Here is a 21,242-nt window from a genome sequence, read left to right on the forward strand (position 1 = left end):
GCCGCGGGGGGCGGAGGCGGGGGCGGGGCGGGTTCGGACATGCGGACGTTCCCTTCGGGCAGGGCAGGACACCGTGGTCGTGGACGTGGGTGGGTGGCCGGTGAGGCTCGGAGCGCGCGGGGCCGCGACCCAAACCTGCCCAGGAGGCCGAGGAGCGGGCGTCAGCCCTGGCGGCGCGCGGACGCGCTCAGAAGACGCGAGGACAGCGGGCGGAGACGAGGATCCCGAAATCCAGGAAGAGCCGGCGGGTCAACGTCCGCCGTGGGAGCGGCACGGGCTCCAGGCGGCGGTGCGGACTGCCTGCCACGTCCCCAGCCTGCGGGGGAGACCCTTTGGCTGTCCAGCGCCGATTCGTGATCGATCCGATAACGAGACGCAATCAGTTACCGCCATGTGCGCGCGCTCGACGCGCGGCGTACCTCTGCCCGCGCCTCGCCCTGCGGCTGCTCCCGGCAGGCGACCACCAACGCTGAATTCGCTGTGGATCGCCGGTGATAGATCCGAGGATCGGGGTACAGAAAGGCCACGACAGTACCGGCTGACGTGAGACGAAGAAGAGGAGCTCCCATGACCAGGCCGACGCATTCGGTGGACGACGCCGGTACGCAGCGGATCCCTGTGCCCCAGCCGGCCGATCAGCCCTACGGCCAGCCCTACCGCGAGCCGAATCCCCCGGCGGACACGCCGCGATACGGCGCGGACCCGAACCCCGCGACCAGCCACGGCGGCTTTGTGCCCTACCCGGACAATGGCATGGCGGAAATGCAGTACGGCCGCCCGCCGCGGCCCGCCGGCCCGGGTGTGGAGCCTTCCGGTGTCCGCACCCTGTGGATTCTGGCGTTCGTGTTCTCGGCGGTGGCGCTGCTGGTGCCCTTCGTCGGGTTCGCGGCCATCGCCTGCGGCGCGGTGGCCTGGGGCAAGGGCAGCCGCCGCGGCAGGCTCGCCACGTTCGTCGCCATCGCCGCGACGATCGCCGGCTGGGTGATCGGCGCCCTGGTCTACCTGTCCTGACCACCCCCGGATCAGGACAGGCCGGGACCCCGGTGCCGCACCGCGGACTCCCCCACCCGCGGTGCGGCGCCGGGGTCCCACTCGTCACCCGATCCGGTGGGCGAGATCGTCGTTCCAGAGCCGGTCGAGATCCGCGGGACACAGCCCGTACCCGGTGAACCGCTCAACGACAACCAGGCCGATGGCCCTCCGGTCGCGCCAGCTCGCAAGGTCCAGACCGGCGAGACAGGGCGCGATGTCCGGCCCGATCTCCTCTCCGGTCGGGAAGTCCATGCCCAGTTCACCCGCGGCGAGGATCCGGCCGTCGCGGGCGAGCGACAGCCGGGCCATCGCCTTCACGTTCCAGAACATGCTGGCCGCGGGCCCGAGCCGGGAAAGTGTCGCGAGTGTCTCCGGCTGGCTGCCGGCGAACCCGTTCTCCTCGATGACGACCACAGCCCCCGCCTCCGGCACCGCGAGCGCGGCGAGCCAACCGTCCCGGTCGACCTCGTCCATCAGCGATCGCAGCGAGCGCGCCCGCGCCGGGTCCGCGCCGAAGGCGCGCACGACCTCGTCCCGGTCGGCCCCGGAGACGACGGTGACCGTCGCGCCCTCGTGCAGCACGGAACGGGGCCCGACGACGAACCGGTAGCGCGCCTCGGGCGGCAGGGCCGGCTCCGACTCGCCGCGCAGCCGATGCCCGAGCCGGTCGGTACCGCGCAGCACCCGCGCCGGCGCGGGTGGCGCGGGCCAGACCCACAGCTCGTGGGACTCATCGACGTCCGCCTCATCGCGGCGGCGGGCGAGGGCGCGCAGCCGGTAGTCGCCCGGCCAGGGCGGCCCCTGCCCCAGCAGGTGCGGCATACCGGCCGGACCGCGCAGTGAGGCGAATCCCGCGTCGGCATACCAGCTGACCTCGACGATCTCGTCCCAGTGCCGCTCCAGTTCGGCGAGCGATGACGCCGGCGGCGGCTCCGCCAGGACCCGCAGCGTCACCCGCACCTCACCCTCCGCCCTGCCGCTGCGTACCACCACCCCGCCCGGGACGGCCGCGACCAGCCCCGTCTCGGCGAACAGCGCAGGGTCGTCGAAGGGCCCAGAGTCGACGTCGGGCGTGCCAGGTGCCGGCAGCGCGCGCTCGACCAGCCCGAAGCGGTGCTCCTGAACGAGGACGCGCCCGGAGCACATGTGCGGCCAGGGGTAATCGTCGCGACGGCGGGCGAGCAGCGCCTCGGCGTTCCCTACCGGCATCGCCACGCTGCTCAGGTACAGCGCGGCGGCGCCGAGGCCCACGCCGACCACCGCCGCGGTGGAGGCTGGCGGCCGCTCGTCGCCTCGCAGCACCGCGGCAGCGGCGGCCACCCCCAGCGCGACGAACCCAGCCCCTCGCCGTCCCGCGAGCTCCTCCTCTCGCCGCGCTGTGCCTGCCGCGTCCGCCACACCGTCCGGACGCGCACCCACCGGGCCTGTGCTCGCCAGGCCGGTGCTCGCCCGACGCCGACTCGCCGAGGGAGGGCTCGCCGGATAGGGACTGACCGGCGCCGGTTCGGCGGCGGCCAGCGCCGAGCGGACGTCCGGATGCTCCGCCAGCATCGATACCAGAGCGGCAACCACATCACTGGCTCCCGGGCACAGCTGCTCGAGCAGCTGCACCGCGGGCGCCGCCTCCCCCTCGATACCGGCCCCGCCCCGGCTCATGTCCGCGCTCACCGCACGCGCGACCACCTGGCGCGCGGGCGCCGGACCCAGCACCCCCGGATGCGCCACCTCGGGCAGCGCGTCGACGGCGACCTCCAGGGCACCGAGCACCCGGTCCGTGATCGCCGGCGCCAGGGAATGCAGCATCTCCAGCACCCGGGAATCCCCCGGCAACGGCCAGGTGCGACGGACGTTGTAGATCCGCCCCGGCACGAAAGAGCTCCTCTCGGGATCCGCCCAGGGCCCCGGGGGCCCCTCGTACACCGTGCCGACCACCGACGCTCGGCTCCGGCCGGATCGACGGTCCAGGCCGTAGCCCGATCCGGCATCGGCGCCCGCGACGGAACCGGCGCTGGTCGTGGGATCCGGAGCACGCAGGCGCCCCAGTCGCGCCGCGACCGCAGCCGGTACCAGCCCCGCAAGCCCTGCCACCATCTCCCCGACCGGCCCCGCCACCGCCTCGACCAGATCGGCGGGCACCACAGCCGCCGACGCCGCGGGCTGGCCGAGGGGCCACCTCGACACCTCGGCCGGCATCGCTCCCGGGCCCCGCGCTGGCGGCGCCCCTGGGACCGGGCCCCGTCCCGAAAGACGCACCATCCTCCGCGACTGCGCCGCCCGTTCGTTGCCCGCCGGCCGATCCTCGTCCGCCATGGCACGCGACTCCCTGTCGTCGTCCGTTCCTACTCCCCGCGAGCGATCACGGTAGGCGGCGGGTCCGACAGAAATTCGCCTGGCCTCAGGGCTCTGCGCCGTCCCACTGAGCCGAACGACGGCCTCGAAGCCTTCACCAGATGCCAGGGCCCGCGACCACCCGGGACTGGTGGAGGGCTCAGGTCCTCCACCGATTCCAGGCCCTCGTCCACCGCGACGGTTCGCCGGCCTCGGCCGGTCTCGGCTCTGCTCCCGTCGGGGCATCAACGCGCAGAAAGTGTGCCGGCATACCGATCGGGTCACCAGCCGTCACGGGCTGCGCCGCCGAGGTGAGACCGGCCAGGTCGTCGGCTCCGAACCTGCGCAGCCCCGCGGACCACCACAAGCCGGCGTCCGGATCCCCCTTCAGATGGAAGGACCCGCCGGCCTGCAGGAGTGCGTACCCGCCTCCGCCGAACGGAACGAGTGCCGCGGGGCGGGTGAGCCTCGCCGTCCTCCAGTACCGGATCCCGCCGTCAGGAACCGCCACGGCGAGCACCTCGCCGTCCGGCGCGAACATGAGGTCGCAGACAGGGCCGGACGCGGTGCTGACCTCACCCATCGCGCCCGTCGTCATCGACCACGTCCACACCCTCCCCGTCCCGTCGCGATGCCCACCGGCGGCAAGCATCGACCCGTCGGGCGAGAAGGCGAGCGCGGTCACCGCCGTGCCCGCCCACCGGGCCAGATCGATCCGGGCAGGCTGTTCGGTCCAACCGTCCGACGTGTGGCGCCACAGGACGACACCCTGGCGGCCTGCCACGACGAGGCTGCCCTGCGGCGAGAAGGCCACGACCGACGGGCTGATGGTGACCTCGCGGCTCAGGACGGACCCGCCACCCGCCACCCGCCAGACCTCGACCAGAAAGTCCTTGGCACAGGCGAGCAGCCTGCCGTCGGGGGAGAAGGCAAGCGCCCGGATCGCCGACCCCACGGAGATATCCGACGATCTCGCTACCCGAGCACCATCCGGATCCGACGTATCACGGTGAGCTTCGGAGGCGTGCACGTGCAGGATGCTTACCTCTCCCCGACGGCCTCCGACCGCCAGCTGTCGGCCGTCCGGGGAAAAGGCCGCCGCTGTCACTCCGCCTGGCATCTCGGCATGCCGCACAACCCTGCCTCGGGTCCCCTCCCGGTCCCGATCCGGATTCGGCAGCCGCACCAGCTGCAGCCTCGCCAGGTGCCGGTGGTCGATGCGCACAGCGGCGTGCCGGCCGTCGTCCGACACGGCAACGATCTCGGCTTCTCGCCGGCTGCCGAGCACGGCGTTGCGGTCGGTGTCCACGAGCAGGCGCAGGAGGCGAGCCGAGCTGAGGGAAAGAAGTCGGTACTGATGCGCTCCATGATCTGGATCGACGGCCACCGCTGTCCCAACCTCACGGGCGAGGCGGACCGCGAGAGGGGCGGCACCCACCCGTTTGGCCGCCAGCGGCTCCAGCCCCTCGCTGGGAAAATCCCACGTCAGCAGCGTGCGATCAGTGTCCAGAACCGCCATCCTCGCGCCCGAGGGCGAGAACGCGCAGCCCAGTGAATATCTGTCTGAGTTCGACCTCTGGTTGCTTAGGAAGGCGGCACCGGACCCCACTCTCAGAGGTGCGGCCCGAGAAGGCTGCCACACCTCCAGGCCGCCGGGTGCCTCAAGGACGACACACGTGCCATCGGGGGACACCGCCGAAACGTTCGCCGCATCAGTGGCAGGGGCGCTGTGCCAGCTGGCTTTCTTCCTGTCCCAGTTCCACACCTCAACACTGCCGGCGAGGCCGACGATGACCATGGCACCGTCGGCGGTGAGACGAAGGTGCATCGCTTCGTCGCCTGTGAACCCCGTTTCCCACATCGACAACAGCTTTGCCGAACCGACATCCCACGAGTGGAAGACCCCGCTGTGGTCGCAGGATGCAAGCCAGGTGCCGTCGCTCGACAGGGCGAGCGCCCGGGCGTGCCGGGCCGGAAACGCCCAGGCCGCCGTCTGCTGGCCGTTGACGACCATCCACACCCTCAGGACGTGATCAGAACCAGCGGCCGCAAGCCAGCTGCCGTCGGAAGAGAAGGTCACGTCAGCGGCGCGCGTCGCGGCGGTCGCCCATTCCACCATCAGGTGGCCGGAGGCGACGTTCCACACCCGGGCCTGACCGTCGGCGCTGACCGTGGTGAGCCGCAGGTCCGCGGTGAAGGCCATCGCGGTCACCGACCAGTCCTGGCGCAGGACGCAGACCTCCTCCAGCGTCTCCGCGCGCAGAACGAGCACGGCCGGCCCCCAGGCGATGGCGATCCACTCGTCGTCGGGTGACAGGGCGAGGACGCCGTCCGGCGATGCCGCCGGGCGGATCATCGGGCGGGGATCGTCGCGCCCGGAGATGATGGCGGTCGCGAGCTCGTCGCCGGCCCGGGCATCCTCGTCGAGGACGGGGTCGATGAGTACCGCGCGGTTCCACCGGCTTGCGGCGAGCCGGGCCCCGGTGAGCACAGGCCGGACCAGCCAGCAGTCGCGCAGGTCGGCGCCGGTCAGGTCGGCGCCGGTCAGGTCGATGTCGTGCAGCCGCTGGCCGGCGAGGATGGCGCCGCTGAGGTCCGCGTGGCGCAGGTTCTCCCGTTCCCCGGACAGGTCGCGCCCCCGCAGGTCCTGGCCGGCCAGGTGAAGCGCGCCGAGCCGGAGGTCGAGGCGGCGTCCGATGGCCAGGGCGTTGTCCCTGGCCATCTGGGTAACGGTCCTGAAGCGCCGTGGGATGGGCATGTCCTCGTCGACATGCAAACTCTCTCCGTCCGCGACCATCCTTTCGTAGCTGGTGAGCGCCACACGGGCCCAGTGGACCAGGAGCGGACGCGAGGCGGAGCCGACGAGAAAGTCCACCATCAGGTCCGACAGGGGACGCCGGGCCAGAAGGCCCTCGCCGTTGTCGGGATCATCGGTGAGCTCGCGGGCGGCGGCGACGGCGACCAGGTACTCCATGAACGAGCGGTGGGCAAAGGCGAACCGGTCGTCGTCGCCGCGGACGAGCAGACTTCCCGAGCCGACGGCGAAGGCGGCCTCGGCAGGGCTGACCCGAGCGGCGCTGAGGTCGGTGAGCGCAGACTGCACCCTGGCGGTCAGCTCCTCCACCGGCAGGGCCTCCTCGCCACGCGCCCACAGGGCGACGGCGAGCGCGTCGACGGCCGTCCGCAGCTGGGCGGAGCCGAGGCTCGGCTGCGAGCCACGGGTCGGCCGGCGTCGGTCGGCCTCGAAGAGCAGCCACCGGTCGATCAGCGTCGCGTACAGGTCGGCGGAACTGATGGTTCCGTCCGCGGAGCGGGCGGCCCGCAGGTCGGACTCGGGCAGCGCCGCGATGTACGACAGCATGCGGGGATTGGCGGAGAGCCCGAGCAGGTCGCGAATGTCGTGGATGAGGCGCAGTCGGTCGTCGGCGAGGTGCCGCGCGCGCTGTCGTCTCGTGGCGTCGGCCGTGTCGGCACGACTGCTGGCCTGACCGGTGTCCCTCTCGCGCCCGCCGGTCGCGTCGGCGAGTTCGAAGAGATGAACGAGGTACTCCCGGATCTGTTCCTCGTCGAAGTCGACGAGCCGCACGAGACGGCTCGCGGCGAGCTGGTGCACCTCCTGACCGAGAGCGGTGCGCCACTGGTCGTCGGAGGCGAAGTGCTGGGTGCGGCTGGTCAGCACCACCTTCGCCCGCCCTGTCACCGCCTTGAGGATCATCCGCAGGTGCTCGGCGGCGCGGTCGAACGTCACCCGCTGGGCGAGCTCGTCGAAGCCGTCGAAGAGCAGCACGACCCGACCGCGGTGCAGCATCCGCAGCACGGCAGGCACATTCGCGTTCGGCTCGCCGACCTTCGACAGATGCAGGGCGATGAGGTCCTCGACGTTGTGGCTCTTCTCCAGCGCCCGCAGCTCCACCAGCATCGGCACGACCCGTGGCAGCTCGACCGGGAGCACCCGGGCGAGCTCACGAAGCAGAAAGCTCTTGCCGTGCCCGAAATCGGCCAGCACCAGCAGTAGTCGGGCGTCCTCGTCATCGAGCCAGTTGATGACCGCGGAGAAGGCGTCGTCGCGCGGCGGGGTTCGGGGCGCGTCGTCGAGCAGGACATACCGCGGCGGGACATACAGCCGGGGCGGATAGTCGGGATTCTCCTCCAGGCGCCGTGTCTGGCGGATCAGATAGCTCCGCGGATCCCACCGGCCCTCGAGTTCCGCCAGGCTGAGCAGGGTGACGCCGAGCTGGCGACGGGCCCAGCGACGCAGCCCCGGGTCGGCCAACGCGACTCCGTACACCAGTTCGGATTCGACATACCGGTCGCGGGCCTCGTACAAGACGTGCACCGTGCGGTGAAAGTCCTCGACGACGTGTCGATCCGGCTGACCCGGCCACACTCCGACCGGCCATACCTCGTGGAGACCGTCCCGATGAGCTGCCACCTCCACGTACATCCGCATCATCGTGCCGCGAGAACCAGCGCAGGAGATCAGGCGGACGGACGCTTCGGGGTGGCGATCCGCGCACGCCTCGGCCACCCAGTCCAGAAAGAGGTCCAGCCCGGCACCGGGAAAACCCGGCGGGGTCGCGGCCCCCGCACCGGCCGCCGCGACCGGATCGGATCTCGGTTCCGCGGTGCGAGCCGTCTGTGGGAACTCCGGCTCACTGATGGGCATCAGATGGCCGTCGCGTGCGCCGCGCAGGCCGCGGAGCAGCGCCTGGCGCGCGTCGGCCCCGTCCATCTCGAAGAGGTCGATACGGACCAACAACCCCAGAAGGCCGGGGAGGTCGCACGTCTCGACTCGGACCGGGACGAGAACCCGGCGGTCAGGTTGGTAGCGGGCCTGCCATTCTGCCGCTGACCAGGTGGAATGCAGGAAGGCTGTCGACACGACGAGAAGAACGTGATCGGCGCGGGCGAGACAGGCATCCAGCCAAGCGACGAAGTTCGTTCCGGGGACCGAATGCCAGGCCTGAAGATCGACCTGCCAGCCGGCATCCTGCAACTGCCAGGCAATCCACTCGGCCCAGGCACGATCGTCGTGCGCATAGCTGACGAAGATTCGCCCATGCGGACCGGTCGGCGCAACATCCCCCAGAGCCACCGCGAAAGCATCCCACCCACGCGGACGGTGATAGCCGGAGGTAGGACGGACCGCCTCATTACCGCCACCGCGTCCATGGATCCGGGTGCCTGCGAGTCGGGGCGGCGCTGGGGCGTTCCGCGGAACGCGATGGTCCCGCGGGGCCGGGTGGCGCCGCGGGACCATCGGGTGTGCTGCGTGTCAGCTGCTGCGCCGCGTCAGCGGTGCTTGGGGACAGTGCGGCGCAGGGTGACACGGTCGAACTCGGTGCCGTGCTCGTCGATACCGCGCACGGTCAGGCAGGACGTGCCGCCGGGCGCGCCGGGGGCCGACTCGACCGCGACGAAGGCGTAGTTGTCGAAGCGGGTGCGCGACCAGCTGATCGCCTCGGGGGCCTTCGTGCCGTCGGGCGCCCAGACGTAGCTGTTCGGCACGACGTTCGACCCGGCGACGACCTTGCCCCGGTAGGACTCCGGCTCGCCGGTCTGGAACTGGTAGCGCGGCCGGCCGGCGCTGCCGGCGGTGATGTAGATGGTGCCGTCCTTGGCCGGGTCCACCGTCGATCCGTCGGGCGCCTCGCGGGTCGGGGCGTTCGCACGGATCGGGTCGGTGCGCTCGTAGAGGTGGTTGTGACCCTGCAGCACGAGGTCGACCTGGTAGGTGTCGAACAGCTTCGTCCACGCGGCGCGCACCCCGCCGTCGCTCGCGTGCTGCGACGTCGTCGAGTAGGCGCAGTGGTGGAAGAACGCGATGATGAAGTCGATGTCCGGGTCGGCCCGGTACGCCTTCAGGGTGCGCTCCACCCAGGAGTTCTGGGCGCCGCCGGAGTAGCCGGTGTTCGCCTTGATCTCGAAGGAGACGTCGTTGGCGTCCAGCGAGAGCACCCCGACGTTGCCGTAGACGAACGAGTAGACGCTCGGGCAGCCCTTGGGGCCGTCGGTCGGCAGGTCGAGGCGGGCCGCGTGGCCGCCGTAGCCGTGCGGCGCGTAGAGCGCCTCCATGTCGTGGTTTCCGGTGGCGAACATCCACGGGGTACGCGACGCGGACAGCTCGATGTCGGACAGGTACACGTCCCAGACCGTCGGGTCGAAGTTGTCGAAGCCCGCCGGCGGCTGGCCGGTGGTCGTCCGCCTGGGCGGCTTGCCCGCGCCGGACGGGTCCGCGTAGCAGATGTCGCCGGCGAGCAGGTGGAAGTGCGGGTCCAGCCGGGCGATCGCCGCGGTGATCGCCGAGGCGTGCGCGACGGTCGGCTGGTTGTCGTCCTTGTAGTAATCGTCGTCGAACACGCCCTTCGGGTCGCCGGGCGGGGTGGTGTTCGAGCCGTGGTCGCCCATCATCGTGAAGCGGAACGACCCGCCGTGACGGCCCTTGGCGTGGCCGGTGCGCACGGCCTGGATCGGCGTCGCGGCGCCGCCGGGAACGCGGAAGCGGTAGTAGTACTCCCGGCCGGGGGCGAGACGGTCGAAGGCGGCGTGCACGTAGAACTGCTCGACCGTGAGGATCGAGCCGTCGACCTGGGGCACCTGCGAGAGCAGCGGGCGGATCTCGGCCTCGACGGTGCCGCCGAGCGCGCGGCTCGGGCCGATGTCGAGCAGCACCTTGCCGCGGCCGGGGTTGCGGGTGAGCTGACCGGCCAGGCGCAGCTGGCGGGCCGGGTCCGCGCCGAAGGCGGTGTGCCGGCCACCCACGAGGAGCGGGGCGTCGGCGGTGGTCGCGGCGTAGGCGGCGCGGCCGAACGGGGTCGTGCCGAGCGTCGCGGCGCCGGCGCCGGCGAGACCGCCGAGCAGCATGCCGCGCCGGCTGACCGGGCGGCGGCGCAGGAAGGTCTGGAGCCAGTCGTGCTGCTCCGCAATCGTCATGTCGCGGGCGACCTGGGCGGGAACGCCGGATGCCACCACTTCGTTCGGAGGACTCACAGGCATGGCGCCGAACGTAGGCCCGCCAGGCGCCGGGCGCCCCAACGCGACGGTGGCCGCCGGCCGAAAAATGCGTAAACACCACGGGCGCGATGGGCCGTTTCAGGTCGGACGATCGGTGACGGTGACCCGGAGAGAACGGCTCTGGCCATTCCGGTTGACAATGACGGTCACCGTTTCTCCCGGCGATGACGCATGCAGCGCCGATGTCAGGTCCTCGGCGGTGACGACGGGTCGCCCGTCGAAGGAGCGGATGACATCGCCCAGCTCGAGCCCGGCCCGGTCCGCCGGGCCGCCCGCGACTACGGCGAGCACCAGCGCGCCGCTGCGCACGGCGAGGCCCAGCTGAGCGGCGATCTGCGGGGTCAGTGTGACCGCCTGCACCCCGATGAACGCGTGCCGCACGGTGCCGGTGCGCAGCAGTTGCTCCACGGCGTCGACGGCCGTCGCCGACGGAATGGCGAACCCGAGCGATACCGCGCCGCTCGACGGCGGGATGTATGCCTCGGTGACGCCGACGACGCGGCCCTGCGCGTCGAGCAGCGCCCCGCCGGAGTTGCCGGGTGAGATCGCCGCGTCCGTCTGGATCAGATCGACCCGCGGCCCCGCGGCCTGCGCCGCACCCGGCCCGCTCCCGCTCGCCCCGCCGGGGCCACCCGGACCGCCTGAGCCACCCGGACCCCCTGAGCCACCCGGACCGCCGGGGCCTTCCTGACCGCCGTTGCCGGAGCCGGGCAGGGTGCGGTTGAGCCCGGAGATGACGCCGGCGGTGACGCTGTTCTCCAGGCCGAGCGGGCTGCCGATCGCGACGGCCAGCTCGCCCAGGCGCGGCGGCTGCGTGCGAAACCGGGCGGCGGGCAGCCCGGTGCGGTCGACCTTGACCACCGCGAGGTCGCTGATCGCGTCGGCGGCCTGCACCTGGCCCGGCACGCGTCGCCCGTCGGCGAAGGCGACCTGCACCCGCCCGTCCGACGCCGCGGCGACGACGTGCTGGTTCGTCACGATCGTCCCGTTCCCGCGGTAGACGATGCCGCTGCCGAGCTCGCTGCCGACCAACACCGTCACCACCGACGGCTCGGCGTTCGCCACCACGTCGGGCACCACCGACAGCGCGGCGTCCGCGGCCCCGGACGGCGGCGGCGCCCCGGTCGCCGGCCGCGCACCGACGTCGCCCGCCGGTCCCGACCGCACGACGAGCCCCGCCGCGAGGACGAGCGCGGCCAGCACGATCGCGACCGCCACCACCCGCACCCACACTCCGCACAACGTCGAACACACAGAGCAGCTATACCCCACACGACGCCGGGCGCATCACCGCGGACAAAACGGGGCGGAAGCGTCACCGCCTCCCATCAACCCCTTCTGCGACATGAATTATTAATACGATTCTTCGTTGTCGCCGTCGCTCGAGGAGCGCTCCGCGCGTATACCTGCCAGGTCATCCGGTACATACCGATACGATGCCGCGGTGCCGGCCGCGAACAGACAACACGACCGCGCCCGGGGGGTCTCCGCCGCGGACGCCGGGATGATGCGCACGGAAAAGGTCGCCATCCGACTCGCGCGCGAGATCGTCCGCCGCCTGGCGGAACTTCCCCTCGGCGCGAATCTCCCGAGCGAGGCGGAGATGATCGAGGGCTACGGCGTGAGTCGTGGCTCGGTGCGCGAGGCGCTGCGCATTCTCGAGGTCCAGGGTCTCATCACGATCCGCCCGGGGCCCGGCGGCGGGCCCGTCCTCGTCGGCCCGCAAAGCACCGCCCTGGGCAAGACGGAGACACTGTTCTTCCATCTGCTCGGGGCGCGCTATGCGCATCTGCTGCACGGGCAGGCCGCACTCGAACCCCTCATGGCCCGACTGGCCGCCGGAAACGCGGATCGCGGTGCACTGCGCGATCTGGAACGGTATGCCGTGGGCGGTCCGGCCGATGCCGAGCCGGCCGTGTACGCCGATCTCGCCACCGGATTCCACGCGGCCATCATCGCCGCGGCCGGAAATCCGATCCTCACCCTGATGTGCCAGTCGATCCGGGACATCACCCTCGCCCGGATCGACGGCGAGGTCCTCACCGAGCCCGGCGAGCGCCAGGTCGCGATCGCCCAGCACGCCGCGATCGCCCGGGCGATCCTCGCCGCCGACGCGGAGCTCGCGGAGCGGCTCATGACCGCGCACATGGACGTCTACTGCGCCCGCGTGGCACAGGACCGCGCCGGACTCGTCGACGAGGTCGTCGACTGGCACTGAATACACCGTCACGTGAGGGTTGATTTCTGCGGAGGCGCAATCCCCGGGAACGCCTCCCAGACACCCGCATACGTGATGTGATTCAGATCACAGGCATAAGAGGACTGACAGGATCCCGCCGGCGGGCCTAGGCTGCCCACGCACGGCAGCGATTCCCTGGAAATCCATGTCCACGGGGGTGGATTAGTGCCCGGCGTCGAATTAGCCACACGCATAGCCGACCAGGCCAGAGCCACACTGCGCCGCAATGCGCGGCTGCGCGGAAGTGTGGTGGCGGCAAAGGATGCGGCCTGGCGGGCCCGGGTGGCCGTCGGCACCGTGCGCGGCGGCGCGGTCGTCGTCGAGGACGAGTACGGCATCGCCCTGCTCATCCCCGCCGGCGAGCGGGACCGGCTGCGCTCCCTCATGCGCCGCCCCGGCGACCGGCCCGCGTTCACCCTGATGGACCGGCTGCTGCGCGGCGGCGACGTGGTGTTCGACGTCGGCGCCAACCTCGGCGTCTACAGCGTCCACGCCCGGCGGCGCAGCGGCGCGGCCGGGCGGGTGTTCGCCTTCGAGGCGGTGCCCGCCACCGCCGACCGGCTCGCCCAGACGCTCGCGCTCAACCGGTGCCTGGACGTGCACGTGGTGCGCGCGGCCGTCACCGACGCCCCGGGCACGGCGACGATGCACGTCTTCGACGACCCGGCCTGCGGCTGGAACTCGCTCGGCGCGCATCCCATGTACGGCTACGACGGCGCGGCGGTCCGTCCGAGCGCGTCGGTCGAGGTCGAGGCGGTGACGCTCGACGCCTTCGCCGAGCGGGAGGGTGTCGAGCGGGTGGCGCTGTGCAAGGTGGACGTGGAGGGTTTCGAGCGCCACGTGTTCACCGGCGCCGCCGGCCTGCTGGCGGGCCACCGCATCGGCGTCCTCTGCTTCGAGATCAGCGAGGATCCTCTGGTCGGGGAGGGCGGCACGCCCGCCGAGGTGTTCGAGTCCCTCGCCATCCACGGCTACCGGACCTTCCGCCATGACGAGGCGACCGGCACGCTGGTCGGCCCGGTCGACCCCGCCGCCGAGCAGGCCCACCTGGGCGCCTCCCCCGTGCGCCCCTACGTCGCCAACTACTTCTCCGCGGCCGACCCGTCCCTGCTGCGCGTCTGACGGCGGGCTCAGGAATCCGTCCAGCGGGGCTCGCGGCGTTCCAGGTAGGCGGCGACGGCCTCGCCGTTGTCGGCGGTCGAGCAGGTCAGCACCTGGGTGCGGTTGTCCAGGTTGATCGCCGCCTCCAGGCCGGGGATCTCCAGCGCCGACCACATGCTCTGCTTGGTCAGCTTCACGCCGAACGGCGAGTTGGCGAGGATCTGCCGCGCGGTCACCAGCGCCCGGTCAAGCAGCGCGTCGTCCGACACCGCCTCGAGGACGAGGCCGATGCGCTGCGCCTCGTGGGCGTCGATGATCCGGCCGGTCAGCATCAGCTCATGCGCCCGTCCGGCGCCGACAATCCGGTTGAGCAGCCACGCCGTGCCCATATCGCTGCCGGAGAGCCCGACGCGGACGAACGCGGCGGAGAAGCGCGCCGACGCCGCGGCGAAGCGGATGTCGCAGCCCAGGGTGAACACCAGCCCGCCGCCGGTGGCCGGCCCGTTGACGGCGGCGATCACCGGCTGGGACAGCGCCCGCAGCCGCGTGGCGACGCTGGAGAACAGCTCCTGGAGCTGGAAGATGCCGACCGTGCCGGGTCGCGGCTCGAACGGCTCGGCCACCCCCGGGTCCCCGCCGCGCAGGTCGGCGCCCGCGCAGAAGCCCCGCCCGGCGCCGGTGAGGATCACCACCCGGCAGGAGCGGTCCGCCTCGATCTCGTCGAGGCGCCGGTGCAGCGCGACCAGCAGTGCCCCGGTGATGGCATTGAGCCGCGCGGGCCGGTTGAGCCGCAGCAGCGTCACGCCGTCCTCGACGACCTCCCGCTGCACCAGGTCCACGGCCTGCGCCGCGTCCACCTTCGCGTCCACGTTCGCGTCCGCAGACGTCATCGGGCACCTCCGGGGTTCGGCTCGGGCGCGGCGGCCCGCGTCGGGTCATGCTGCGCGCCGAGGGCCGGGATGGCCCGCAGCTCGCTGATCAGCCCGTGGCTCGCGTCGCGGTCGAGCGACGCGGGCGGGGTGAACGACAGGCGGGTCACGAGCCCGCCGTAGCGGTCGGCGAGCCGAGCTGCCAGCTCCCGCGGGGCCGCGACGACGGTGAAGGCGTCGACGACCTCATCGCCGACCAGCGCCGCCATCTCGGCCCACCGGTTCTGTCTGGACAGCGCGGTGAGCTCGGTGCCCAGCTCGCCCCAGCCGTGCAGGTCCAGCACCGCGCGGTAGGCGGGCGTCGACCCGTAGAAGGAGATCCGGCGGCGCACCGCAGCCAGCCCCGCGGCCATCTCCTCGTCCGTGCCGGTGACGACGAAGGGGTGGGCGACGACCTCGAAGCCGGCGAACCCGTCCTGCGCCCCGGCTCGGCGACGCCCCTCGGCGAGGGCGGGAAGCGTCCGCTCGCGCAGCCACCTCGGCGTGCTGAAACCGTGGCAGATCATGCCGTCGGCGACCTCGCCCGCCACCCGGCACATCACCTCGCCGACAGCGGCGAGCCACACCGGCGGCGGCCCGGCCGGGTTCGGCACCGGGACGAAGGTCGGCGGCATGAGCGTGTGCTGGTAGTACTCGCCCTCGAAGGCGAGCGGTGTCCCATCCGCCCAGCTCGACCATGCCGCGCGCATCGCCAGGACGAACTCGCGCAGCTGCGGGCCGGGCCGGCCCCACGGCATGGAGAACCGGCGGGTGACGTGCGCCCGCACCTGCGAGCCGAGCCCCAGCACCAGTCGGCCGCCGCTGAAGCGGGCCAGGTCGTGCGCGGTGTAGGCGAGCGACATCGGCGAGCGCGACAGCGCCACCGCGATCGACGTGCCGATCTGGATGGTGGACGTCGCCGCCGCGGCGAGGCTCAGCGGGAGGAACGGATCCTGGTTGACCTCCGTCGCCCAGACGCCGTCGTATCCGACGTCCTGCGCGGCGCGGGCCGTGCCGGCCGCCTGCTCCAGGCCGCCGAGGAACCCGTCGATCCGCATCCGCGCCACCTCTCCCCCCGCCGGTCCCATGACCGTCGGACGAAAGCTAACAGAAGCCAGCCGCTGCGGCCATCAACCGTTATCCGTCCGGACGCCGCGCGGGTCAGCCCACACCGACGGACGCGCGCACGGCGTTGATCCCGAGCGCGGCGCGGACCTGCGCACGCGCCGGAGCCCGCAGGCCGCCGTGGACGACGGCGTAGGTCTGCACGACCTCGGCCCGCAGCGCGCGGGCGGCGGGGGGCAGCGAGCGCGGCGGCAGCTCGGGATCCCGGTGTACCAGCTCGCGGTAGTCGTGGATGACCCGCAGCCACCAGCGCAGCACGTCGGGCGGCGGGAGCGCCGCGCGGGCCGGCTGTGGGCGCAGGTCGGCGAAGCGGTCGACGAAGTCCTGGTAGCGCCGGGTGAGCGAGTCCAGGTCCCAGCAGCGCCGCAGCAGCGTGTCGACGCCGGCGACCCCGGCCGGGCGGCCGACGAAGACGTCGACCAGCGCGCTGAGCTCCAGCCGCGCGACGAGTTCGGTGACCTCGTCCTCGCAGGTACGGGCCGCGATCCAGGTCCCCTCCCGCAGGCGGCCGAACCCGAGGAAGGCCAGCGCCGCGCTCAGCCGACGCCGCGCCGAGCGCAGCTCGTCGGGGACGGAGGCGAGCACGATCGTCCACGAGCCGTTCCAGTCACCCGCGTGGCCGAACCGTTCCACCCGGGCCCCCACCGAGGCGACGGTCTCGGCCATCTGCCTGCTGAGCCGGTAGCTGGTGTGCCGACCGTCGCGACGCCGTTCGAGGGAGCCCTCCGCGCACAGCCGCGACAGCGCGACCCGGCTCGCCCCGGGCGCGTAGCCGGCGGTGGCGAGCACCTCGACGATTCCGGCGCCCGCCACGTAGGGACGGGCGGGCAGGGCGGTACCGATCAGCAGCGGCACCCAGCTCTGCGCAGAGGCCCCCGGGGTGCCTTCGACCGGCATGGCCGCAGTGTAGAGCGCGCAGGGTGTGGTTTGACCCACAGACGTCGGCCCGCCTACAAACCCGACATGGACCTTCCGCACGGACGGGCCGGGCACGCCCCGGCCGCACACCTCCACGCCCGTCGCCCGCCGACGGCGGTCGCCGCGTGAGCGCCGCAGGCGAACCAGTGGCCGGTGCTCGGCTCGCCGGTCGCACGGCCATCGTCACCGGCGCCAGCCGTGGGCTCGGCCGGGCGATCGCGCTCGCCTTCGCCCGGGAGGGCGCCGCGGTGGCCGTCGTCGCCCGCACCGAGGCGCAGTGGAACGAGCGCCTGCCCGGCACCGTCCACGAGGTGGTCGACGAGATCGAGAGCACCGGTGGCCGGGCGGTGGCCGTCCCCGCGGACCTCGCCCGACCCGAGGACGTCGAGCGGGTCGTCGAGGTCACGCACGACCGCCTCGGCCCGGTCGACATCCTGATCAACAACGCCGCCCTCACCGTGCCCGGCCGCCCGTCGGCCGCCCGCGCCGCCACCGGCAACGCCACCGCGAACAGCACCGCCAGCGCGACCAGCAACGACGCCGCGAACAGCACCGCCGCCGACAGCACCGCCACCGCGAAGCGGGCGAAGGCCACCGGAGACTGGGCGTCGTTCGTGAACTTCCCGCTCAAGGGCTTCCGGATGCACTTCGAGATCGGGCTGTTCGCGTCCTACCGGCTCATGCAGCTCACGCTGCCGGACATGATCGAGCGCGGCGGCGGGGCGATCGTCACCATCAGCTCGTACGCGGCGTTCATGCCGGGCGAGGGCCCCTACGCGAAGCCGGGGTCGCCCGGCCCGATCGCCTACGGCGGCAACAAGGCGGCGCTGCACCACCTGACGTCCTGCGTCGCCGTCGAGGCGCAGGCGTACGGGATCGCGGTCAACGCGCTCGCGCCGTCGGAACCCGTCCTCACCCCCGGCACCCTGGGGACCGGCGCCGAGGAGACCGACTGGGCGAGCCCGGAGTCGTTCGCCGAGGCGACGCTGCGGGCGGCGCTGGCCGACCCGGCGACGACCAACGGGCAGCTGCTCTGGAGTGATGACCTGTTGCATCCCGAACTCGGCCGACGCGGCTGGCTGCGCGGCGACTAGCCGCCGTCCGCGCAGGCACCCGGACCGCGTGCGGCGAGGTCGCGAACGGCGACGTCCAACAGTCCGCGGCACCGCCGTTCGCCGCGCCGAACCCGACGGATCTGATCCGCCAGGCTGGCGGTGACCCGTCACCGTTGCAGGACGGCCGGCACACCGACGCGCAGGGTAACCGGTATGCGAACGGGGAGATAGGGCCGTCGGTGGGTGGTGCCCGCGAGCAGATCCGCGTGTACGTGTGGACCGGCACCCCGTGGCCGACGAAACCGTCCTCCGACCAGGAGTGGCATGTGACCGGACCCGGCTGGGCTGTCGACCTCGACGGCTACACCGGCGGCGACGGGCAGACCGCGTTCCCGGTGACCGCCGAGACCGTCGCCCAGCGGCTGGGCGGGACTGTCGTTCCGAAGGGCTGATCCGGCTCGACCCCAGACGCCAGCGCGCCCCCGGCCACCCGCATCTCACGCGGGTGGCCGGGGGCGCTTTCGGCATGCCCGGGATCAGACCTCCCGCGCGGTGACACTCCGACGGTGCCGGTGGCTCAGATCGGGCCTTCGCGGCGCTCCTCCGGATCGTCCGGTGCTGCGGGCGGCTCGTCGGGGCGGTCCGCATCCGGGCCATGGCCGGGCGCCCACACCGACCGATCCACTTTGCCGTGTGGACAGCGGCCCGACCCGTCCTGCCGCGATGGCCGCGGTCCCCGTGCGCCGGCGAGTGCGGCTCCGCGTGCACGCCGGCACTTGTTGCAGGCCGTCACGTGCAGCGCCGTCACCATGCGCCGCTCGCCCTGCGGCTCCGGAGTGGTCATTTCTTCTTGACCCTTCCCTCGCCGCCGCACGCCGTGCAGTCCGTCACCGCCGCGCCATCGAACGCGCCGTCCTCGTCCCGCTCGGCCGTCCTGGTCTCGACTTTGCCCTTGCCGTTGCAGGCCGAGCACTCGCCGAACTCGACCGGGGTGTCGCCGGTGCTGCCGCCCCGCTTCTTCTTGTCCCGGTCGCTGTCGTCGCGGACGACCGGGTCCCTGCCGCCGCGTTTCGTGCCGCCACGGCCGGATGAGGCGCCGCCATCCGTGTTCCCGCGCTTGTTCCAGACCATGCCGGGAGGGTAGCCCGCCATGCGCGGACGGGGAGCAAGCGTGCCGGATCTGTAACCGGCACGCTGGGGTCAGACGGCGGCGACCCGGCGGCCCAGCTCCTGGACCAGCGGATCCCGGGGCCACCGCGCGAGCCTGCGGTGCAGCGTCTGGACCCGCGCGGTCACGGTGGCGTTTGGCACGGCTCGGACGGTGTCGAGCGCGGCCAGCGCCTCCTGAGCGGCGGCGTCAGGTGCGGCCCGTTCCCCGTCGAGGTGGCCGTAGCCGATCAGCATGTGCGCGAGGGCGACGCCCATCGTGTCGTGCACCGCAGTTTCAGCGGCGAGTTCGCCATGGCGGATCGCCGTCCGCCCCTCGCCAGGAGTGTGCGCTGCCCACTCGGCGATCCCGAGATGCTCCTCGGCGTCGTCCCACACCCCTCGGGCGACCGCGTCGCGCTTGCTCGCCTTCATGATCTCCAGGGCTTCGGCGGCACGGGACCGGCACCCGGCCGCCGCATTGGCACGCGCTGTGTAGCCGGCGAACCGGGCGCGTTGCTCCGGCTCGCCGACAGCAAGCGCACGGGCGGCGGTTTCGGCGGCAAGCCCCCACTGGCTGGCATTGAACGCGATACAGGAATGCAGCCCGGCGACGCGGGCGATCAGCGCCGGCTCCTGGACGTCGTCGGCGTGCTCCTCGGCGAGGCCGATGAACTCGCGGGCGAGCCGGTCCTCCCCGCCGTAGCGGCAGACGGTCGACAGGCCGGCGGCGAGCTGGCCGGCGAGGAGGGTGAGGCGGTGGACATACCGGGCCTTCAGCCGGCCGCCGAGCATCCCCTCCACATCGCGATAGGCCACAAACGCAGGGGCTATGAGCTCGGCGGGATGGACCGCCCACATGTCCCGGTCGAGGGTGGCGAGGGCGTCCTCGGCCGCAGCGACCTTGCTGATGTTCGGTTTGGCGTTGGAGAGCTGTTCCGTTACTCCGCTGGTGACAGCAAGGACGGAGGCGGCCGTGAGGCCGCCCGCCTCGAAGAGCTCGCGTCGGTTCGTGGGACCCACCCCCTCTTCTACGTCCACTGTCCGCCATGGGATGTCGGGCCGTCCACCGCCATAGAGTTTGATCTCGATGCCGGTGTGCTCCATCACAGCGTCCTGCCACAGGCAGATCAGGACCCCGTCCGCGCCGAGCGCCTGGTCCAGCGCGGCCACGATCTCCCGGGTCGGGAGGTTGTGGGGTTTGCCGTGCTGCTCGCAGCGCAGCGCGGCCCCGACGGTGTTCCGGTCGGCGAGGATCTTCCGTCCGAGGCTGGTGTTGTTCTCGTCTCGCCGTTTGACCAGATCATCCGCGTAGGTGACGTACCGCTGGCGTGCCGAGCGGATGTCGGGACCAGTCTGCACGGTGGGCTCCCCTCCTACCGGCATCCCGGGCGGTAGCGATTGTTACCGCGCGGGCGAACAGTTCGCGGACTGTGCGGGATGTGTTTCGCAGTGTGTCATGTGTCTACCGGCAGGTCAGCCGGCCACGACGGGGAGGTACGCCTGATGGAGTCCCACTCCGGGCCGGTGGAGATCACCGGGCGGGGAGACAGGCCCGGCGTGCCAGCGCCGTCACGCCGGGAGCTCCTCCCCGCCCGCGTGGTCTGGACCGGGCTCGCCGAGGACCAGATCGTGGAGGGGACGCTGATCCTCTACGCGGTACTGGTCCGGTGGGCCACCGGGGACCCGGAGATCCACGGCGCCTGGGGCACGCCCGCCGCCGCGGAGACGCACGTCGCCCGGTTCTCCGGCCTCGCGGACGCCGTGGTGATCCCGCTGCACCTCGTCCATCTGCCCGCCGGCACCTGAGACCGGCTGCCCGGCACCCCCCGAGCCGGGCGGCCTCACAGCGCCCCCTACCCGCGGCATGGTGCCGCACCACGCGACTCGCCGCTCCAGGTCGGAGCGTGCGGCCCGCCGCGGGTAGGGCGGCATCCCATCCAACCTGGAGATCACATGACGACGTTCGATCGGATCATGGCCGGCGCGGTGCCGGCGAACCTGTTCGGCCGGGAGGTCGCCGCCGCCGAGCTGGGGCTGTCCGAGGATCAGGACCGTGCGCTCCGCGTGGCCTGCGGCACCTACCAGCAGACCGCCGGCATGACCGTGGCGGCCCTGGTGCCCCTGCTGTCCAGGATGGCCACCGTGCTCCGCGGGGCGACGCTGCCCAGCGAGCAGCAGATGGCGGAGCTGTACGACCAGGCCGGCAAGGTGTCCGCGCTGTTCCTGGAGGTGATGCGGGTGCGCATCACCGAGACGTACCGCGGAGTGGAGGCGCTGACCGCGGAGCAGAGGGTGGCGCGGGCCGCCCTGCTGGCCGCCAGCCCCGCCGTCGACGTCCCGGCTGCCCTCGCGGCCCTCTGACCGCCCAGGACG

The 21,242-nt window shown here is 72.5% G+C and carries 16 protein-coding genes; 7 read left to right on the forward strand and 9 right to left on the reverse strand.

Features of this window, described 5'->3' with window-relative positions; all coding sequences use genetic code 11:
* Positions 1-567: 567 nt before the first annotated feature.
* Positions 568-1,011, forward strand: coding sequence for a hypothetical protein (locus tag C1A33_RS30090; protein ID WP_101835516.1), 444 nt, complete (start codon positions 568-570; stop codon positions 1,009-1,011).
* An 84-nt stretch (positions 1,012-1,095) separates the two neighbouring features.
* On the opposite strand, the gene C1A33_RS30095 is transcribed toward C1A33_RS30090, so the two are convergent.
* From C1A33_RS30095 to C1A33_RS30110, 4 genes are all read right to left on the reverse strand, one after another.
* Entirely contained in the window at positions 1,096-2,901 is a 1,806-nt protein-coding gene (locus tag C1A33_RS30095; protein WP_207770572.1) for a DUF6461 domain-containing protein, read from the reverse strand.
* Positions 2,902-3,520: 619 nt separating this feature from the next.
* A complete protein-coding gene (locus C1A33_RS30100; protein WP_165818652.1) occupies positions 3,521-8,455 on the reverse strand; it encodes a TIR domain-containing protein in 4,935 nt (1,644 codons plus the stop codon).
* 197 nt (positions 8,456-8,652) lie between these two features.
* Positions 8,653-10,356: a metallophosphoesterase gene (locus tag C1A33_RS30105; RefSeq protein WP_101835521.1), complete on the reverse strand. Its 1,704-nt coding sequence runs from the start codon at positions 10,354-10,356 to the stop codon at positions 8,653-8,655.
* 96 nt (positions 10,357-10,452) lie between these two features.
* Positions 10,453-11,601 carry a S1C family serine protease gene (locus tag C1A33_RS30110; protein WP_243408080.1) on the reverse strand — a complete coding sequence of 383 codons (1,149 nt, stop codon included), beginning with the start codon at positions 11,599-11,601 and terminating at the stop codon, positions 10,453-10,455.
* Between the two features lie 142 nt (positions 11,602-11,743).
* Between C1A33_RS30110 and C1A33_RS30115 the strand changes: the two genes are divergently transcribed.
* Together C1A33_RS30115 and C1A33_RS30120 are read left to right on the forward strand one after the other, a co-directional pair.
* Complete coding sequence (locus C1A33_RS30115; RefSeq protein ID WP_133150880.1) at positions 11,744-12,592, forward strand: FadR/GntR family transcriptional regulator; 849 nt, start codon at positions 11,744-11,746, stop codon at positions 12,590-12,592.
* A gap of 270 nt (positions 12,593-12,862) precedes the next feature.
* On the forward strand, positions 12,863-13,735 hold the full coding sequence (locus C1A33_RS30120; RefSeq protein ID WP_243408081.1) for an FkbM family methyltransferase: 873 nt from the start codon (positions 12,863-12,865) through the stop codon (positions 13,733-13,735).
* An 8-nt stretch (positions 13,736-13,743) separates the two neighbouring features.
* Here the strand turns inward: C1A33_RS30120 and C1A33_RS30125 are convergent, their stop codons facing one another.
* From C1A33_RS30125 to C1A33_RS30135, 3 genes are all read right to left on the reverse strand, one after another.
* Positions 13,744-14,604 (reverse strand): enoyl-CoA hydratase/isomerase family protein, encoded by an 861-nt coding sequence (locus C1A33_RS30125; RefSeq protein WP_101835527.1) that lies wholly within the window; start codon positions 14,602-14,604, stop codon positions 13,744-13,746.
* Complete coding sequence (locus C1A33_RS30130) at positions 14,601-15,680, reverse strand: TIGR03617 family F420-dependent LLM class oxidoreductase (protein WP_101835529.1); 1,080 nt, start codon at positions 15,678-15,680, stop codon at positions 14,601-14,603. Before C1A33_RS30130 ends, C1A33_RS30125 begins: the two co-directional genes overlap by 4 nt.
* A gap of 103 nt (positions 15,681-15,783) precedes the next feature.
* A complete protein-coding gene (locus tag C1A33_RS30135) occupies positions 15,784-16,644 on the reverse strand; it encodes a PaaX family transcriptional regulator (RefSeq protein ID WP_101835531.1) in 861 nt (286 codons plus the stop codon).
* Positions 16,645-16,790: 146 nt separating this feature from the next.
* On the opposite strand from C1A33_RS30135, the gene C1A33_RS30140 reads away from it, so the two are divergent.
* Positions 16,791-17,759 carry an SDR family NAD(P)-dependent oxidoreductase gene (locus tag C1A33_RS30140; protein ID WP_243408082.1) on the forward strand — a complete coding sequence of 323 codons (969 nt, stop codon included), beginning with the start codon at positions 16,791-16,793 and terminating at the stop codon, positions 17,757-17,759.
* Positions 17,760-17,959: 200 nt separating this feature from the next.
* The gene (locus C1A33_RS30145; RefSeq protein WP_133150881.1) at positions 17,960-18,172 is read left to right on the forward strand and encodes a hypothetical protein; all 213 of its coding nucleotides are present in this window, start codon (positions 17,960-17,962) and stop codon (positions 18,170-18,172) included.
* A 388-nt stretch (positions 18,173-18,560) separates the two neighbouring features.
* Here C1A33_RS30145 and C1A33_RS30155 read toward each other — a convergent pair whose 3' ends face one another.
* Positions 18,561-18,872 (reverse strand): hypothetical protein, encoded by a 312-nt coding sequence (locus C1A33_RS30155; RefSeq protein WP_243408083.1) that lies wholly within the window; start codon positions 18,870-18,872, stop codon positions 18,561-18,563.
* Positions 18,873-18,920: 48 nt separating this feature from the next.
* Positions 18,921-20,228 (reverse strand): hypothetical protein, encoded by a 1,308-nt coding sequence (locus C1A33_RS30160; RefSeq protein ID WP_101835536.1) that lies wholly within the window; start codon positions 20,226-20,228, stop codon positions 18,921-18,923.
* A gap of 144 nt (positions 20,229-20,372) precedes the next feature.
* Between C1A33_RS30160 and C1A33_RS30165 the strand changes: the two genes are divergently transcribed.
* Together C1A33_RS30165 and C1A33_RS30170 are read left to right on the forward strand one after the other, a co-directional pair.
* A complete protein-coding gene (locus C1A33_RS30165) occupies positions 20,373-20,675 on the forward strand; it encodes a hypothetical protein (protein ID WP_101835538.1) in 303 nt (100 codons plus the stop codon).
* 147 nt (positions 20,676-20,822) lie between these two features.
* Entirely contained in the window at positions 20,823-21,230 is a 408-nt protein-coding gene (locus tag C1A33_RS30170) for a hypothetical protein (RefSeq protein ID WP_101835540.1), read from the forward strand.
* Positions 21,231-21,242: the final 12 nt, after the last annotated feature.

This window comes from Frankia canadensis (assembly GCF_900197875.1).
Taxonomy (GTDB): domain Bacteria; phylum Actinomycetota; class Actinomycetes; order Frankiales; family Frankiaceae; genus Frankia; species Frankia canadensis.

Excerpts from the sequence above, each read along its gene's own strand:
- C1A33_RS30090 (WP_101835516.1), top strand. The coding sequence starts at position 568 with ATGACCAGGCCGACGCATTCGGTGGACGACGCCGGTACGCAGCGGATC.
- C1A33_RS30105 (WP_101835521.1), bottom strand. The coding sequence starts at position 10,356 with ATGCCTGTGAGTCCTCCGAACGAAGTGGTGGCATCCGGCGTTCCCGCC.
- C1A33_RS30125 (WP_101835527.1), bottom strand. The coding sequence starts at position 14,604 with ATGACGTCTGCGGACGCGAACGTGGACGCGAAGGTGGACGCGGCGCAG.
- C1A33_RS30130 (WP_101835529.1), bottom strand. The coding sequence starts at position 15,680 with ATGCGGATCGACGGGTTCCTCGGCGGCCTGGAGCAGGCGGCCGGCACG.
- C1A33_RS30135 (WP_101835531.1), bottom strand. The coding sequence starts at position 16,644 with ATGCCGGTCGAAGGCACCCCGGGGGCCTCTGCGCAGAGCTGGGTGCCG.
- C1A33_RS30155 (WP_243408083.1), bottom strand. The coding sequence starts at position 18,872 with ATGGCGGGCTACCCTCCCGGCATGGTCTGGAACAAGCGCGGGAACACG.
- C1A33_RS30165 (WP_101835538.1), top strand. The coding sequence starts at position 20,373 with ATGGAGTCCCACTCCGGGCCGGTGGAGATCACCGGGCGGGGAGACAGG.
- C1A33_RS30170 (WP_101835540.1), top strand. The coding sequence starts at position 20,823 with ATGACGACGTTCGATCGGATCATGGCCGGCGCGGTGCCGGCGAACCTG.